Below are 15,892 nucleotides of genomic sequence, written 5' to 3' on the forward strand. Positions count from 1 at the left end.
CGAGAAAAAGAAAAAACCCGCCTATGCCGTTCGGCGAGTATGTTTCTGAACCCGCTCTCGCAGGTGGGTGTCCGCAGCCGTGGTTTTTGACTTCCCTTTTCGGGGGCATGTCAGCCGCCTGGCAATGTTGAACTCCCGTGAAACAAACATTGGTTCAAAACAATAAACCGCCGTAACGAACATCGCAGGAATACTTCTATTATAAGCCGTTCCACCGGCCGAGGCAACCTGACATGGTTAGGATTTCGTTTCCTGTTCCTCTTCGGCAATGGATTCCGCGGCTTCCGCCTCTCCCGCATTCTGCATCATCTTGGTGATAATGAAGTTGAAATTGTAGAAGGTGAACGTGGCGATGATGCTTCCGAAGAAGAAAGGGAACATCCAGGTAAACCGTGAAGAGATCAAATAAACCGCGATGACGCCGACGGCCATGAAGAAAGATCGAAACGGACGGCCGATGGTCAGAAACAACGCGTTTTTGAGCAGTTGCATCGTTTTCATATGAAAATGCGACAACAGAGAGAAGAAATGAAGCAGCGAAATCGACAAAAGCACCATCAGCGCAATGAACAAATACGCGAGCAGCTGAAGATTGTCCAGATTATGGAGATAGACGCGGAAATCGATGATCATGATGGCGAACAGCACCGAATAAAGAATTCCGCCGAGCATCGCCTGCTTGAAATTGTGCTTATAATTCCGGAAAAACGTGCGCAGCAACGGAACATCCACGTCCCCCGTCACCCATTTGCGGGCGACGGAGAACATGGCCGAGGTTGCCGGGAAAAAAGTAAAGGGAGAGAGCACGGCCAGCAATAGGATCATCGGGGCAGCCGCCGCCTCCTGACCGTTGGACGCGCTGACTAACTGCGCCCAAAGCACAAACCAAAAAGGCAACGAACAGATCAGCCACAGCAAATTAATGACGGCCAATCTCATGATCCATTCGGACAGCTTGTAAAAGCCGCCCATCATTCCCCGCATTTCCAACCTTTACTCCCCCTGACAGCCTCGTGATCCCGTTAAATGTTCACATAATCCTCGCTATGCGATTTCTGCGGGCGTGAATCGTCGCGGCGATCAGACCGGCCTCCGCGCGAACCGCGATCGTAGCTTCCGCCGTCCTCGCGCTGGCTGCGGTTTCCTCCGCCGCCGTATGGCTTGCTGCGCTGGCCGCCAGAGCCGTAGCCGCCGCGTCCTTGACCGCCGCCGTAGCCCCGGCCCGGCCCGCCTTGACCGTAACGGCGGTTGCCGCCTGCCGCGCCGTATCCGCCGCGTCCGCCTTCGAACTTACGCTTCTTGCCGCGAATCGGATCTTCAGGCGTCAGTGCCACGTCGACGTCCTTCTTGTCGCCCATCAGCAGCTTCATGGCCGCCGACAGCAGCTGTACCGAATCGTATTGCTCAAGCAGCTGAACCGCTACCCATTTGTACGGGTTTACGTCCTCGTCTCCGGCTTTTACGGTTTCCAGGATACGCTCGGCTACGAGCTTTTGCTTGCCCTCCATCGCTTCCGACAGCGTCGGCAGCGGTTTTTTGGCAATACGGTGGCGCGTCACTTTCTCGATCAAATGCAGGTGATCCATCTCGCGCGGCGTCACGAACGTCCAGGACGTTCCTTCCTTGCCCGCGCGTCCGGTCCGGCCGATCCGGTGGACGTAGCTCTCCGGATCCTGCGGCAGGTCGAAGTTGATGACGTGCGTCACACCGCTCACATCCAAGCCGCGCGCCGCAACGTCGGTGGCCACCAGCACGTCGATGCTTCCGTCACGGAACTTGCGCATAACCGTATCGCGCTGATTTTGTGAAAGATCGCCGTGCAGCCCGTCCGCGGCATAACCGCGTTTGGACAGCGCTTCGGACAGTTCCGCCACGCGGCGTTTCGTCCGGCCGAACACGATCGCCAGCTCCGGCGGCTCCATATCCAGCAGGCGGCACAAGCCGTCGAACTTCATGCGCTCTTGCACTTCAACGTAAAATTGCTGAATCAACGGGGCGCTGACTTGCTTCGGAATGACTGAGATATGTTCCGGATTCCGCAGGAACTGCTGGGCCAGCTTCTGAATATTCGACGGCATCGTGGCCGAGAACAACAGCGTCTGACGCTCTTCCGGCACCAGCTTTAAGATGGATTGGATATCGTCCATGAAGCCCATGTCGAGCATTTCGTCCGCTTCGTCCAGCACGACCGTGCGCACATCGTCCAACCGGATCGTTTTGCGGTTGATATGGTCGAGAAGCCGTCCCGGCGTCCCGATGATGATTTGAGGCTTGCGTCTCAAAGAACGGATCTGGCGGCTGATATCTTGGCCTCCGTATATAGCCAGGGAGCGCAAACCCTTAAATCGTCCGAGCTTCTCGATTTCTTCGGCCACCTGAATGGCCAATTCACGCGTCGGGGCCATGACCAGGGCGACGATGCGGTCTTCGCTTGCCGAAATCTTATTGATCAACGGAATGCCGAAAGCTGCGGTTTTACCGGTGCCTGTCTGGGCCTGGCCGATCATGTCCTTGCCTTCCAGCGCGACGGGAATGGCTTTGGCTTGGATCGGCGTCGCTTCTTCAAACCCCATCTCCGAGACGGCTTGAATAACGTCCTGTCCTAAACCAAACTCTGCAAATGTACTCAATTTCTCAAACTCCTTCTGTATTGGGCCTGCATTCACGGCGTCCAAAAAAAATATTCAAACCATTATAGCACATACGTTACACTGTTCACCAGCAACAGGAAAAGTTGGCCGGCGCATTAGGCTCCTCTGCACGGGGAATCTTTGGGAGAGGAACGTATCTCGCGCCGGGCGGTGAACAAGCATATGCCTAAAGTTTGGAAGAAACTCGCCGGAGCAGGTCCCTTTATGATGATGGTGCTCGGGGGTGCGGCGGCTGCCGTAGGCTTTAACCTTCTGCTCATTCCGGTGAAACTTCTGAGCAGTGGTGTTTCCGGAGTCGCCATGATCATAGGATATCTTAGCGGCTTGAGCATCGGCTGGTTGTATTTTGCCCTGAATCTGCCGATTTTGCTCTGGGGCTATCGGGTATTGGGCCGGCGATTTATCATGCTCAGCATTGTCAACGTGCTGGCCACCACGATGTTTCTTCAATTGTTGCCGGAGCGGCCGTTTACCGACGACAGGCTGCTCGCCGCCGTGTTCGGCGGCGTGCTGGTCGGCCTTGCCTCCGCCGTTTGCCTGCGGTCGGGCGGCTCGACCGGCGGGCTCGACATTGTGGCCTCCATTATTTCCCGATATCGGGACTTACCGGTCGGTCTGCTCGTCGTTCTCCTCAACACCGTTATCGTCGCGGCACTCGGCATCGTCAAAAAGGATTGGAACGCGGCACTTTACTCCATGCTCTCGATTTATTTGTCGGGAAAGGTCATCGATTTGGTCCATACGCCTCATCACAAAGTAACGGCCTTCATCGTGACCAACCATACTCCAGAGCTCGTGTCGCAGCTTCTTACCCTTCCGCGGGGTGTAACGATTCTGAGAACGCGAGGCGCATTCACGAGTGAAGAAAAGGATATGCTGATGACCGTCACGACGCGATTTGAGCTCGCTGAGCTGCGCAAAATGGTGCGCGGAGTGGACCCGAAAGCCTTTGTCAATGTGGTGCAGACGATCGACGTCATCGGTGAATTCCGCCGCAGGCCGCCTTGACGCGATTCCCCTCCTTTTTATTACCCATTTTTGCATCATCCGTCAAAGCCTGCTCCTCCAGCCCCTTCTGTAGTCCTTAGCACACTCGACAAAAACTCGTAAAATCCTCCAAATTACCTCTGTCAAGCCTGTTTAGACTCGTATATAATCGGGTTGAAGAGCATAAGGGGAGAGGGATTTATGGAAATATTACTTACTTTGTTGCTGTTGTTGCAAACCGCTGCCGGCGGTGGTAACCATGATCAAGGAAAATTGGGAAAAGCCTTGAACGTCGCCCAATTGGCATTGAAACCATCATCCGGCCAAGCGCCCGGTCAAGCGGCTCCCGTTCCGAACGCAGCCCAACCGTCCAGCCCGGCTGATCCCCAGGAAGATGCTCCGGTGGTGAAGGGAATTTATGTCACGGCCCATAGTGCCGGCGGTTCCCGATTTGCAAGCCTGCTCGATCTCGTGGACAAAACTGCGCTTAATGCTATGGTTATCGATTTCAAGGATGACGACGGCTATATTACTTACAAGACGACGAACCCCGAATTGCTCAAGCTCGGCACCACGCAGCCATACGTCAAGGACATGCCGAACCTGGTCAAGACGCTTCAAGAACACAAGGTTTATCCGATCGCCCGCATCGTCGTTTTTAAAGACACGGTACTGGCCAGGAAACATAAAGAGCTTTCTTACCTGAACCCGGACGGGTCGGTGTGGAAAAATCCGAAGGGCCACAGCTTTGTGAATCCGTACCGCAAAGAAGTTTGGGACTACAATGTCGCCCTGGCGAAAGAAGCGGCCAAGCTCGGATTCAAAGAAATTCAGTTCGACTACGTTCGATTCCCGGAAGGCTTCGAGAAAAAAGCCGATCACCTCACGTTCACGAAAACGGACAAGAGCCGCGTAGATGTGGTGGCCGGTTTCGTGGAATACGCCCGCAAAGAGCTCGAGCCGCTCGGCGTGCGCGTTTCGGTCGATATTTTCGGATATGCCGCATCCGTGCCGGCAGCGGAAGGAATCGGGCAAGATTTCGTGAAAATTTCTTCGCAAGTGAACGTCATTTGTCCGATGATTTATCCGAGCCATTACAGCACCGGCTGGTTCAAACAGAAGGATCCCGATAAAGCGCCGTACGCCACCATCAAAGGCGCCATGGACGACACGCACAAGAAGCTGAATCCGCTTGGCGACGCCAAACCGATCATTCGGCCGTGGATTCAAGATTTCACCGCAAGCTGGCTGGGCAAAGGCCATTACGCAGTATATGGCGCGGCCGAAGTGAACGCGCAGATCAAAGCGCTCCGCGACAGCGGAGTCGAGGAATATCTGCTCTGGAATGCAGGCAACAAGTACTCATCCGGTGTCAATTTTTAAACCGCTCTCCCGAAAAGCCGGCGCCTCTTATGGCGCCGGCTTTTTCGTTCATGTATCACGAATGAATCAACGAAAAAAGCGAACTTCCACGAGGGAAGTCCGCTTGAAGGCGACAACTTACACGCTTCTATCGCTTGCCTGGATCGTAGGGTTCCCCTGCCGCTTTCGGCGCGCGGGAGGTCTTCGAGAACAGCACCAATGCGAGCAAGGTCACAACGTAAGGGAAAACTTTGAGAATGATCGGCGGCACGACTGCCAAGCTCGGAATGACTTGGGATACGTTGGCCACCGTCGTCGCAAAACCGAAGAACAAAGTCGCCGCCAGGACGCCGAGCGGTCTCCATTGGCCGAAGATGAGCGCGGCCAGTGCCAGGAAGCCGAGACCTGCGACAGTGCCGCTAAATTCTCCGGAGTAGGTGAGAATGATGATAGCGCCCCCCAAACCGGCAAACGCCCCCGAGATCATGACTCCGAAATAGCGCATTTTTTTCACGTTGACACCCGCCGCTTCCGCCGCATGGGGATGCTCGCCGCATGCCCGAAGCCGCAAGCCGAATGCCGATTTGTAGAGCACGAACGAACTGACGGCCAAGACGGCCAGGATGAGCCAGGTCGTCCAATACGTCTTCGTAAAAATGAGAGGACCCAGAATCGGAATTTTCGAAAGCACAGGCACGTTGAAAGGAGAAAAGCCGGGCACCCGGATATTGCCGCTGCCCGTCATGTTTCTCGCCATGAAAATCGTGAGGGCTCCGGCGATCATGTTGATTGCGGTGCCGCTGATCACTTGATCCGCGCTCAGGTTAATGCTCGCAAAAGCGTGCAGCAGCGAGAACAAGATGCCAGCTGCAACGGCGACGAGCAGGCCCATCCACAAAACCCAACCTTCGTTGGGGTATTTGTCTTGCAGCTTGAACACCGTATAGGACCCGGCGAAGGCCCCGATGACCATCAAGCCCTCCAGTCCGATATTGACGACACCGCTTCTTTCGCTGAACAAGCCGCCAAGGGCGGTGATGAGCAGAGGAATGGTGAAAAGAATGGCATAAGGGAAAATATTAACGATCGTTGTCCACATACGATTTTTTCACCTTCCCTTCTTGCACCGCGGCGATCTTGGCGTTGGCTCTGCGGCGCTTGAATCGTCTGAGCAACCGTTCGATCAGAATGCTGGTCGCCGAAAAGTAAATAATGATGGCGATGATGGAATCGGCGATTTCCGGCGGAATGTCGGTCATCGCGTTCATAAATCCTCTGCCGGAATACAGAAGACCGAAGAAAATCGCCGATAGCAGTACGCCGAACGGATTGTTCGCGCCCAGCAGGGAGACGGCGATCCCGTCAAAACCTTGAGACGGCAAAATGCCGATCTGGATGTTGGAAGCGTTGCCCGCGTACATGACCACGCCGCCCAATCCGGCAATGGCGCCGGAAATGGCCATGGAATACACGATGCTGCGATTGACCGCGATGCCTGCGTATTCAGCGGCGTCCCGGTTATGGCCGACTGCCTTCAGCTCATAGCCGAACGTCGTCTTGTTGATAATAAAGGCAATAACGAGGACGATGACTACAGCTACCAGCAAGCCTAAGTTGATATAGGATCCGTGAAAAAGATCCGTCAGCCAGGCGGCCTTCAGCGTGGCGGCTTCCGGAAGCTGTTTCGACTCCGTTTCGCTGGAAGGGTTTTTGATCAACGATTGTACACCATAATAAACCGTCCAGAATCCGACCCAGTTCATCATGATGGAAGATACCACTTCATGGACATTGAATCTGGCTTTGAGCAGCCCGGGCACGACGGCCCATAAGGCGCCGCCCGCAGCGCCCACAATCAGCATGACGGGAAGAAGAAGCACTTTCGGCAGATCGAGGCCCAGTCCGACGACCGAAGCGCAGAAGCCTCCTACGAGCAATTGCCCGGCCACGCCGATGTTGAACAATCCGGTCCGGAACGCGAAAGCCACCGACAAGCCGCTTAAAATAAGCGGAGTTGCGGTCGCCAGCGTATTCCCGATCCGCTCCGCGTTTTTCAATCCGCCTTCGAACAAATAGGAATAACCGCTGCCCGCGTTATGTCCGGTTGCCAGCATGAGAACGGCGCCGGCCAGCAGTCCGAAGACTACGGCGCACAAGGAGATGACGATACGGTTGTTCATGCGCGAGCCTCCTTCCTGACGCCGGCCATCATCAAGCCGATTTCATTTTCGTTCGTTTCCGCGGCCCGAACTTCGCCCACCAGCTCTCCATTATTGAGGACGGCGATGCGGTCGGAAACGTTCAGCACCTCATCCAGCTCCAGCGACACGAGCAGAACCGCATTTCCTTTGTCCCGGTGCTCTACGAGCCTTCTGTGGATATATTCGATCGAACCGACATCCAAACCCCTTGTCGGCTGAACGGCGACGAGCAGCACCGGGTTCCGCTCGATCTCGCGGCCGATAATCGCCTTCTGCTGATTGCCGCCGGAGAGAGAACGCGCAGAAGAAACCGCTCCTTCCCCGGAACGGACGTCGAAGCTTTTGATGATCTCGTCCGCATACTTCCGGATAGCTTGGTTCTGCAGAATCCCGCCTCTGGAAAACGGCGGTTTATGATAAACCTCCAGCACCATATTTTCCGCCAGGGTATAATCCAGCACGAGTCCTCTCCGCTGGCGATCCTCCGGTATATGTCCGATACCGCTTTCGATGCGGTCGCGCACCGGAATGCCGGTAATGTCTTTCCCGTTCAAATAAATTTTGCCCGACTCCGCCTTTCGAAGGCCGGTTACGGCCTCTACGAGATCGGATTGTCCATTGCCATCCACGCCGGCGATGCCGACGATTTCGCCTGCACGCACCTCAAGGGAAAAATCATGCAGAGCGAGGGCTTTGCGCGAGCTTTTCACATTGAGGGACTCCAGCTTCAGAACCACGTCCCCCGGCTTGCTTTCGGTTTTGTGCACCTTGAACGATACCTGCCGGCCCACCATCATCTCCGCCATTTGGGCTTCGCTGGTGTCGGCCACTTCCACGGTACCGATCGTTTTCCCGCGGCGGATGACGGTGCAGCGGTCCGCGAATTCCTTGATTTCTTTCAGTTTGTGTGTGATGAGAATAATCGATTTGCCTTCGGCGATCAGGTTTTTCATGATTTTCCCAAGGTCTTGGATTTCCTGGGGAGTCAGTACCCCTGTCGGCTCGTCCAGTATGAGCACATCGGCTTTGCGGTACAGCATTTTGAGGATTTCGACGCGCTGCTGCATCCCGACCGAAATCTCTTCAATTTTCGCGTAAGGATCGACATTGAGTCCATAACGCTTGGACAGCTCTTCGATTTTCTTGCCCGCCCGCTTCACGTCCAGGACAACGCCCCATTTGCGGGTCTCGCTGCCCATGATGATGTTCTCCGTAACGGTAAAGTTTTCTACCAACTTGAAATGCTGGTGCACCATGCCGATCCCGAGCTCATTGGCGACGTTCGGATTGGAGATGCGCACTTCCTTGCCGTTGATCTTGATCGCGCCCCTGTCCGCCTGATACATGCCGAACAAGATACTCATGAGCGTGGACTTGCCCGCTCCATTCTCACCCAGCAAGGCGTGAATTTCACCCGGTTTCAAACGCAGCGTGATATCGTCGTTGGCCACGATGCCGGTAAACTCTTTTCTGATGTTCAGCATCTCCACAACGTAATCCATGGAATGCTCCTCCTTCGAGCGTCTCTTGGAAACGCTTCCTTCATATAAGCCAACCGGCCGTATCCGTCGATATTCGAACCGATCCGGCAAGAATGACGCCTCCGTCATTCTTGCCGAATCACAAAAAAAGACGGAAGCCCGTCTTTTTTTGTATTCGATTTACTTGATGAGATCTCCTTGTTCACCAGCTACTTTAATTTCACCCGATTTGAGCTTGTCGAAAACTTCGTTCACTTTGGTTACCGTTTCGGGGCTGAGGTTCGGGTTTTCAGCCGGGATGCCGACGCCGTCCGTTTTGGAATCGAACGTCAACGTTTGTCCGCCCGGGAATTTGCCTTCGGTTTCGGCTTTGATCATATCGTAAGCCGCTTGGTCGATCTTCTTCATGGCGGAAGTCAGGATAATCGACTTGCCGTCCTTCTTCATGCCGTCCGCGTATTGGTCAACGTCAACGCCGACGATCCACACGTCTTTGCCGGCTTCTCCACGCGTTTTGGCTTCTTTGATGGCACCTACGCCAACGCCGCCTGCCGCCGCGAAGATGACCTTCACGCCGCGGTCGAACATTTGCGCGGCGATTTGCTGGCCTGCCGCAACGTCGCTGAACGTACCTTGGTATACGACGTTATCTTTCTTGATCGTCACTTTGGTGCCCAGGTTGTCGTTCGCGTATTTCAGGCCTTGCTGGAAACCCCAGTTATACTTCTGTACCGGAGGAATCTCCATGCCGCCGATGAAGCCTGCTTCGCCTTCTTTGATTTGCAGCGCCGTGGCGATGCCCGCCAAGAAGCCGGACTCATGCTCCGCGAAGAAAATGGAAACCGTGTTCGGCTTGACGACCGCGGTAAAGTCGTCCGCTTTGTGGGGAGCGCCGTCGATCAAGACGAACTTGGCGTCTTGATATTTGTCTTGCGCTGCGAAAATCGCCGTTTCAAATTTGAAGCCCGGGGTTACGATGAATTTGTAGCCTGCGTCGTACAGATTGCCGATTTCCTTGATGTAGTCGGCTTCCGTCGTGCCGGCCGGCTTCAGGTACTTTTCCTTCAGGCCGAGATCTTTGGTCGCTCTTTGTACCCCTTCCCAGGTGCCCTGGTTGAAAGATTTGTCGTCGATCGTGCCGGAGTCCGTCACCATGCCGACTTTGAAGTCGGTATTGCCGCTCGCGGACGGAGAAGCGCTTTCCGTCGCCGCTGGCGAGCTGGCTGCCGGCGAGCTCGCCGAGCCGCCGTCCTTGTTGCTCTTGCCGCAAGCGGCAAGAACGGAAAAGACGAGAACGAAAACTAAAAGTAGTGCACTTTTCTTCATTTCGAAATGCCTCCCCATGATTGGTAAAAATATATTTGGTGTTACTGTGAAACCGTTAGGATAAGGACGGCATGTTCTTGATGAGAGCCTTGACCAGCGAAATAAATTTCGGTTTCGTCCGGTTTGCCACTTCGATGACCTGCTCATGGGTGAGGGGCTCGAGTTCCTCCCCGATCGCCATGTCGGTGACGCAGGAAATGCCGATTACCTTGAGGCCGGCATGGCTGGCTACGATGACCTCCGGCACGGTGGACATGCCCACCGCGTCGCCGCCGAGCATCCGGAGCATGGTGAGCTCCGCCGGCGCCATATAGTTCGGGCCGGAGATCCCCGCATACACTCCTTCTTGCACCTCGATTCCGAGAGAGTCAGCCGTTTTCTTGGCGAACTCGGCCAGCTCGGGCGTATAGGCCCGGCTCATATCCGGGAATCTCGGACCCAGCGTCGGTTCGTTCGGTCCGATCAGCGGGTTGGCTCCCGTCATGTTCAGGTGATCGCGGATAATCATCAGGTCGCCTGCCTTGAACGACGGATTCATTCCGCCGCAGGCGTTCGTCACGAACAGCAGCTGGACGCCCAGCTCCTTCATTACGCGGACCGGATACGTAACCTCTTGCATGGAATAACCTTCATAGTAATGAAACCGCCCTTGCATGGCGACGACAGGCTTGCCTTCCAGTTTGCCGAAGACCAGCTTGCCCGCATGCCCTTCCACCGTGGAGACGGGAAAATGCGGTATATCTTCATATGCCACGGCGACCGACTCTTCCAATTGATCGGCAAGCTCGCCTAATCCGGAACCGAGAATCAAACCGATGATCGGCTCGGCCGCATTTTTCGATTTTATGTAAGCACGGGTTTCCTCCAACTGCTCAAGCAATCGGCCCACTCGAATCTCTCCTTTCCAATCATCGGCAAAACCGCTTGCCGTTGTTAGTCCCCGATCACTCCGAAAATGAGCTGAGGCTTATTCACCTGCTGCTTCGAGATCGCGATGGACTCGTAGAAACTTTCGAGCACCTCGTCCGGACGTTCGCGATTGCTGTGAATCGTAGCCAGCGGCTCGCCTTTGGCGACCCGGTCTCCGACCTTTTTATGCAGCACGATTCCGACCGCCAGATCGATTGCCGATTCCTTGGTCGCTCTTCCTGCGCCCAGCATCATCGCCGCTGTCCCGAGTTGTTCCGCCGCGATGGCGGATATGTATCCGTCTTCCCGCGCAGGAACGTCAATCCGGTAAGAGGCGGCGGGCAAAAGCTCCGGACGGTCGACGACCGCAGTGTCTCCGCCTTGTGCGGAGATGAACGTTTTGAACTTGTCCAAAGCGCGGCCCGAGCGTACGGATTGTTCCAGCATTTCTCGCGCTTCCGCTTCCGTCTTCGCTTTGCCGGCCAAGACGACCATGTGACTGCCGAGCGTGAGACTGAGCTCATACAAGTCTGCCGGACCTTGGCCATTGAGCGTATCGATCGCTTCTTTCACTTCGAGCGCATTGCCGATCGCGTAGCCGAGAGGCTGACTCATATCGGAAATGATGGCGATCGTGCGGCGGCCTACCCGATTGCCGATGTCCACCATTGCAGCGGCCAACTTCCGAGTGTCCTCCATTTCCTTCATGAACGCGCCGTCTCCGGTTTTGACGTCGAGCACAATAGCGTTCGCGCCGGATGCGATCTTTTTGCTCATGATGGAACTTGCGATGAGCGGAATCGAATCCACTGTCGCGGTCACGTCCCGGAGGGAGTACAGCTTCTTATCGGCGGGCGTCAGATCTCCGCTTTGCCCGATGACCGCCACTCCGTTGCGGTTCACAAGGTCCACAAATTGATCGTTGCCGATTTCAACATGAAATCCCGAAATCGACTCCAGCTTGTCGATCGTACCGCCTGTGTGGCCCAGCCCGCGGCCGGACATTTTGGCCACCGGCACGCCTACGGACGCCACGAGCGGAGCGAGTACCAGTGTCGTCGTGTCCCCGACACCGCCCGTGCTGTGCTTATCCACTTTCACGCCGGCTATGGCGGAAAGATCGATTTGGTCTCCCGATTCCACCATCGCCATCGTGAGATCGGCCCGTTCCTGTGCCGTCATGCCCCGAAAATAAATGGCCATAGCGAGCGCCGATATTTGATAGTCGGGAATCGAACCGTCCGTATAGCCTTGAATCAAATATTCGATTTCACTTCGAGAAAGTTCTCCGCCGTCCCGTTTTTTAGCAATCAGATCGACCGTTCTCATGAGGGCACTCCTTCTCCTTGGCCCTTGTAAATTTCCCCAATTTGGCTCTCAATAACCTTGTCCGGTTCCGCCCGTGACGATCGCCACCGACGAACTTGCTCCCAGCCGGGTCGCGCCCGCTTCCGCGAGCTGCCTGGCAAATGCAAGATCCCGCACGCCGCCTGATGCTTTGATGCCCATTTCCGGTCCCACAACCGAGCGGATTAACGCGATATCCTCCACGGTTGCTCCTCCGGTGCCGAAGCCCGTTGACGTTTTCACAAAGTCGGCTCCGGCTTCCTTGCAGATAAGGGAGGCTTCCCGCTTCTCCTCATCCGTGAGATAACAAGTCTCGATAATCACTTTCACGGCAGCCTTGCCTCGAGCAGCCTCGACAACCGTCTTCACGTCCCGCAGCACCGCTTCGCGGTCGCCGGACTTCAGTGCCCCGACATTCAGCACCATATCCACTTCCGTTGCGCCGGCTTCGATTGCATCGCGCGTTTCGGCCGCCTTCGCTTCCGTCCTGCTTGCACCGAGCGGAAAGCCGATGACCGTCGTAACTCCGACGCCGCTTCCCGCCAGTCTGGCGGCAGCCGTCGGAACCCAGTAAGGATTCACGCACACAGTGGCAAAGTTGTATTTCTTCGCTTCCTCGCAGACCCGCTCTATATCCTGGCGTGAGGCGGTTGCAGCGAGAAGGGTATGATCGATCATTTTCGCGATTTGTTCCGTATTCATAAGGATTCGTCTCCTGTGGTTCAATGTCTTCGTAACCGTTGTTATTATATAGGACAAACGACATGATATCAATGATAACGACACAAATCCGGACACAAAAAAAACAGCCTTCCGAACGGAACAGGCTGTCTGGCTCTATAAAGTTCGCGTTTGCCGATAACGCCGGCGCCGGACTTACAATTCCACGACATAACCGGCGCCTTTGCCCGCTCTGCGTTTCTCCACCAAGGCGATTTCCTTGACTTCCGGGCTGCCGATAAAATGCTTGGACAAGTGCGCTTCCACCGAATCCATGACCTCTTCGTCGGAGTCGCCCATCAGGATCAGCACCGTCCGGCGGTCTGCGAGCTGCACTTCGAGCTTGTACAAAAACATCCGGCTCACTCCGTCTCTCGAGGTTATTGGGACAGGCGCATGGCCAACTCGTACAGCTCGGTGTTAAACGGCTTCTTGGTCGTGCATACCGTTTCGATGGGTATGGCGCAAAATACGCCCTTTGAGATGCCGAGGGCTTTGCCCGAGTCGCCTTCCATCAGCTTTTGCACGGCATAATCACCTAGACGGCTCGCCAGAATCCGGTCGTTATGCGTCGGGGTACCGCCGCGCTGGATATGGCCAAGAACCGTAACACGAGGTTCGATGCCGCTGTATTCCGTGATTTGACGGGCAATATTTTCTCCGCTGTCTACCCCTTCGGCAACCACGATAATGCCGTGGCGTTTGCCGTTTTTGAAGTTTTCCTTCATCTGCAGAGAGATTTGCTTCAAATCAAACGGGATCTCCGGGACCAGGATCGCTTCCGCCCCGCTGGCCAGACCCGCATACAGCGCGATGTCGCCGCAATGGCGTCCCATGACTTCGACGACGGACGAGCGTTCATGCGACGTCATTGTATCGCGCAGCTTATTGATTGCATCCACTGCGACACTCACCGCCGTATCGAATCCGATCGTAAAGTCGGTGCACGGAATATCGTTGTCGATCGTGCCGGGCAATCCCATCGTTTTGATGCCGAGCTTGCTCAGCTTCAGCGCGCCTTGATAGGAACCGTCACCGCCGATGACGACAAGGCCGTCGATGCCGAATTCCCGAAGCACGTCGGCGCCGCGCTGCTGGCCCTCCGCCGTCACGAATTCTTTGCACCGGGCCGTCTGCAGAATGGTGCCTCCGCGCTGGATAATGTCGCCAACGCTCCGGATATCCATTTGGAACAAATCCTTGTTCAGCAGTCCCTGGTATCCTCGCTGGACGCCGTACACTTCCAAACCGCGATACAGCGCGCCGCGCACAACGGCCCGAACCGCCGCGTTCATTCCTTGCGAATCTCCGCCGCTGGTCAGAACGGCGATTTTCTTCACTGCACTCATGTCCCATTTCCTCCTCATGTCTGCTGAACCTACATCGCTTTGCGTATCCAATGGCTGTTTAGCCAGAAAAAGAGCCGTGTCCAAGGACTGCCTTTCATTAACAGCCGTGCCGTTCTCCGGACCCTCGCCTGTCCTTTGACCTTAGGGTCGGACAAGTAGAGCGCGATCAATCCTTCTACGATCATCCGGTGAAACGACGGAGCCGGCAGCCCGTCAGCCGCCTGTCTGGCGGACTGGACCATGCGAAGCATCCGTTCGTTCAGCTGATCTTGGCTTCCGAAGTAATGACAGAAATTCAGATCGCCGCCCTCTTCATCCTCCGCCTGATCGATCAAGTAATCAAGCAAGATATGAAGGCCGCAAATGGATGGGAAATAGCTCCGTCTCACCCGCTCCGCATCTTCCGGCTGCAAGGCAGGATCGCATGCGGCAAGAAACAGCATGAACATGCCGAGCGTGGAGCCGGTGGCCGCCGCGAATTCATTCCATCGCAGCTCCGGATACGAGTCTTCATATTGCTGCCACCATCTCAGAAGTTCCGTTTCCCGCAAAGGCTTGGCGATATGCTTATAAACCTGCAGGTCGCCGTATAGTCCGACCAATTCGCGGACGCGCTCCTGCACCAAATCATAAGCAGGCAAATCGGCGGCGCATTCCTGGCATCGCCTCACCAGCGCATGCAGGTAACCCCCGTCGTTCCGTTCATCCCGGAGCGCGTAATAGTCCGTCAGCGGTGCCCCGGGCGTTACCGCATCCAGCATGCTGCGGTGCAGCAGGCGGAAATCGTCCGCACGTAGCGACGTGCTCCGGTCGCACAAATTGTCCAAGTAATCGCTGATCGTTTGCAACGCGACGATCAGCGGAATCAGCATATGCCGTCGGTCTAAACGTGCGGCGGCGTAAACCGCGCCCCCCTCGCAGTGAAACTGCTTCGTATTCATGCTGCTCAGCGCCTGTCTGCGCAGTTCCGCGTCCGGAATCGCTTCCGCCGCTTTGCGCCACTCGGCCAACTCGGCTCGGACGCCGGGCAGGATGTACTTGTATACGCGCGACATCAACGCGAGCGGCCCGCGGGGGTAATGATCCTCCGTGCTCGTATGCTTCATTCAAACCTCCACTTGCCCGTTCAGCCGTGCCTTTTGCCTTCCTCGTCCAGATCCTGCTGGGTCCGGAACCATATATGCAGGTCGTTGATCCGGCTTGCCAAATCGGCAATATCCCCGTTCAACCGGCAGGATGCGGCAAAATCATCCTCTTCGAATAGTGCGTCTTGCATGCGCTTGATTTGCTCTTCGAATCGTTTGACGTGATCCGGAATCTTACCCCGGATCGTCTCCCATACCTCCAGAACCGACGACTGTTCGCCGCGGCTCATTTCTTCCCAATCCTGCGTCAGCGACGGCACCGAAATGCCGAGCCGCTCATTCCAAGCGAACTGACGGGCCAGCCAGTCGGAGTCTCCCATGGCAATCTCCGTTTCCCCTCTGTCTGCTTTGCTGCTTCGTCAAAAGCGTCATTCTTTAATTTATCACTTCGATGCGGTGAAATCCAGCGCGAAT

The 15,892-nt window shown here is 55.7% G+C and carries 15 protein-coding genes and 1 other RNA gene; 2 read left to right on the forward strand and 14 right to left on the reverse strand.

The annotated features are described in order from the left end of the window. Window positions 1–10: 10 nt before the first annotated feature. From ssrS to cshA, 3 genes are all read right to left on the reverse strand, one after another. A non-coding RNA gene (gene ssrS / locus E5161_RS13290) (6S RNA) lies at window positions 11–194 on the reverse strand. Window positions 195–237: 43 nt separating this feature from the next. Continuing rightward, window positions 238–984 (reverse strand): YesL family protein, encoded by a 747-nt coding sequence (locus tag E5161_RS13295; protein WP_246042253.1) that lies wholly within the window; start codon window positions 982–984, stop codon window positions 238–240. Window positions 985–1,022: 38 nt separating this feature from the next. Next, entirely contained in the window at window positions 1,023–2,630 is a 1,608-nt protein-coding gene (gene cshA, locus E5161_RS13300; protein ID WP_136778305.1) for a degradosome RNA helicase CshA, read from the reverse strand. A gap of 183 nt (window positions 2,631–2,813) precedes the next feature. Between cshA and E5161_RS13305 the strand changes: the two genes are divergently transcribed. Beyond that, window positions 2,814–3,659, forward strand: a complete 846-nt coding sequence (locus tag E5161_RS13305) for a YitT family protein (protein WP_246042230.1) — start codon at window positions 2,814–2,816, stop codon at window positions 3,657–3,659. 180 nt (window positions 3,660–3,839) lie between these two features. Continuing rightward, complete coding sequence (locus E5161_RS13310) at window positions 3,840–5,021, forward strand: putative glycoside hydrolase (protein WP_136778306.1); 1,182 nt, start codon at window positions 3,840–3,842, stop codon at window positions 5,019–5,021. Between the two features lie 127 nt (window positions 5,022–5,148). Here E5161_RS13310 and E5161_RS13315 read toward each other — a convergent pair whose 3' ends face one another. The 11 genes from E5161_RS13315 to E5161_RS13365 all read right to left on the reverse strand — a co-directional run bounded on the left by E5161_RS13315 (window position 5,149) and on the right by E5161_RS13365 (window position 15,780). Continuing rightward, the gene (locus tag E5161_RS13315) at window positions 5,149–6,099 is read right to left on the reverse strand and encodes an ABC transporter permease (protein WP_136778307.1); all 951 of its coding nucleotides are present in this window, start codon (window positions 6,097–6,099) and stop codon (window positions 5,149–5,151) included. Continuing rightward, window positions 6,080–7,180 carry an ABC transporter permease gene (locus tag E5161_RS13320; RefSeq protein WP_136778308.1) on the reverse strand — a complete coding sequence of 367 codons (1,101 nt, stop codon included), beginning with the start codon at window positions 7,178–7,180 and terminating at the stop codon, window positions 6,080–6,082. Before E5161_RS13320 ends, E5161_RS13315 begins: the two co-directional genes overlap by 20 nt. Beyond that, a complete protein-coding gene (locus E5161_RS13325; RefSeq protein ID WP_136778309.1) occupies window positions 7,177–8,703 on the reverse strand; it encodes an ABC transporter ATP-binding protein in 1,527 nt (508 codons plus the stop codon). The genes E5161_RS13320 and E5161_RS13325 overlap by 4 nt, the downstream gene beginning before the upstream one ends. Before the next feature lie 159 nt (window positions 8,704–8,862). Then, a complete protein-coding gene (locus E5161_RS13330) occupies window positions 8,863–10,008 on the reverse strand; it encodes a BMP family lipoprotein (RefSeq protein WP_136778310.1) in 1,146 nt (381 codons plus the stop codon). A gap of 55 nt (window positions 10,009–10,063) precedes the next feature. Continuing rightward, on the reverse strand, window positions 10,064–10,888 hold the full coding sequence (locus E5161_RS13335; protein ID WP_425456530.1) for a purine-nucleoside phosphorylase: 825 nt from the start codon (window positions 10,886–10,888) through the stop codon (window positions 10,064–10,066). 53 nt (window positions 10,889–10,941) lie between these two features. Beyond that, window positions 10,942–12,246: a pyrimidine-nucleoside phosphorylase gene (locus E5161_RS13340; protein ID WP_136778312.1), complete on the reverse strand. Its 1,305-nt coding sequence runs from the start codon at window positions 12,244–12,246 to the stop codon at window positions 10,942–10,944. A gap of 48 nt (window positions 12,247–12,294) precedes the next feature. Continuing rightward, window positions 12,295–12,966: a deoxyribose-phosphate aldolase gene (gene deoC, locus E5161_RS13345; protein ID WP_136778313.1), complete on the reverse strand. Its 672-nt coding sequence runs from the start codon at window positions 12,964–12,966 to the stop codon at window positions 12,295–12,297. 174 nt (window positions 12,967–13,140) lie between these two features. Continuing rightward, complete coding sequence (locus E5161_RS13350) at window positions 13,141–13,341, reverse strand: DUF3906 family protein (protein ID WP_136778314.1); 201 nt, start codon at window positions 13,339–13,341, stop codon at window positions 13,141–13,143. A 23-nt stretch (window positions 13,342–13,364) separates the two neighbouring features. Beyond that, window positions 13,365–14,333 (reverse strand): 6-phosphofructokinase, encoded by a 969-nt coding sequence (gene pfkA / locus E5161_RS13355; RefSeq protein ID WP_136778315.1) that lies wholly within the window; start codon window positions 14,331–14,333, stop codon window positions 13,365–13,367. Between the two features lie 29 nt (window positions 14,334–14,362). Continuing rightward, window positions 14,363–15,439, reverse strand: coding sequence for a tetraprenyl-beta-curcumene synthase family protein (locus tag E5161_RS13360; RefSeq protein WP_246042231.1), 1,077 nt, complete (start codon window positions 15,437–15,439; stop codon window positions 14,363–14,365). Window positions 15,440–15,459: 20 nt separating this feature from the next. Continuing rightward, window positions 15,460–15,780 (reverse strand): hypothetical protein, encoded by a 321-nt coding sequence (locus E5161_RS13365; RefSeq protein ID WP_136778517.1) that lies wholly within the window; start codon window positions 15,778–15,780, stop codon window positions 15,460–15,462. Between the last annotated feature and the right edge of the window lie 112 nt (window positions 15,781–15,892).

The organism is Cohnella pontilimi (assembly GCF_005049045.1).
Classification (GTDB): domain Bacteria; phylum Bacillota; class Bacilli; order Paenibacillales; family Paenibacillaceae; genus Cohnella; species Cohnella pontilimi.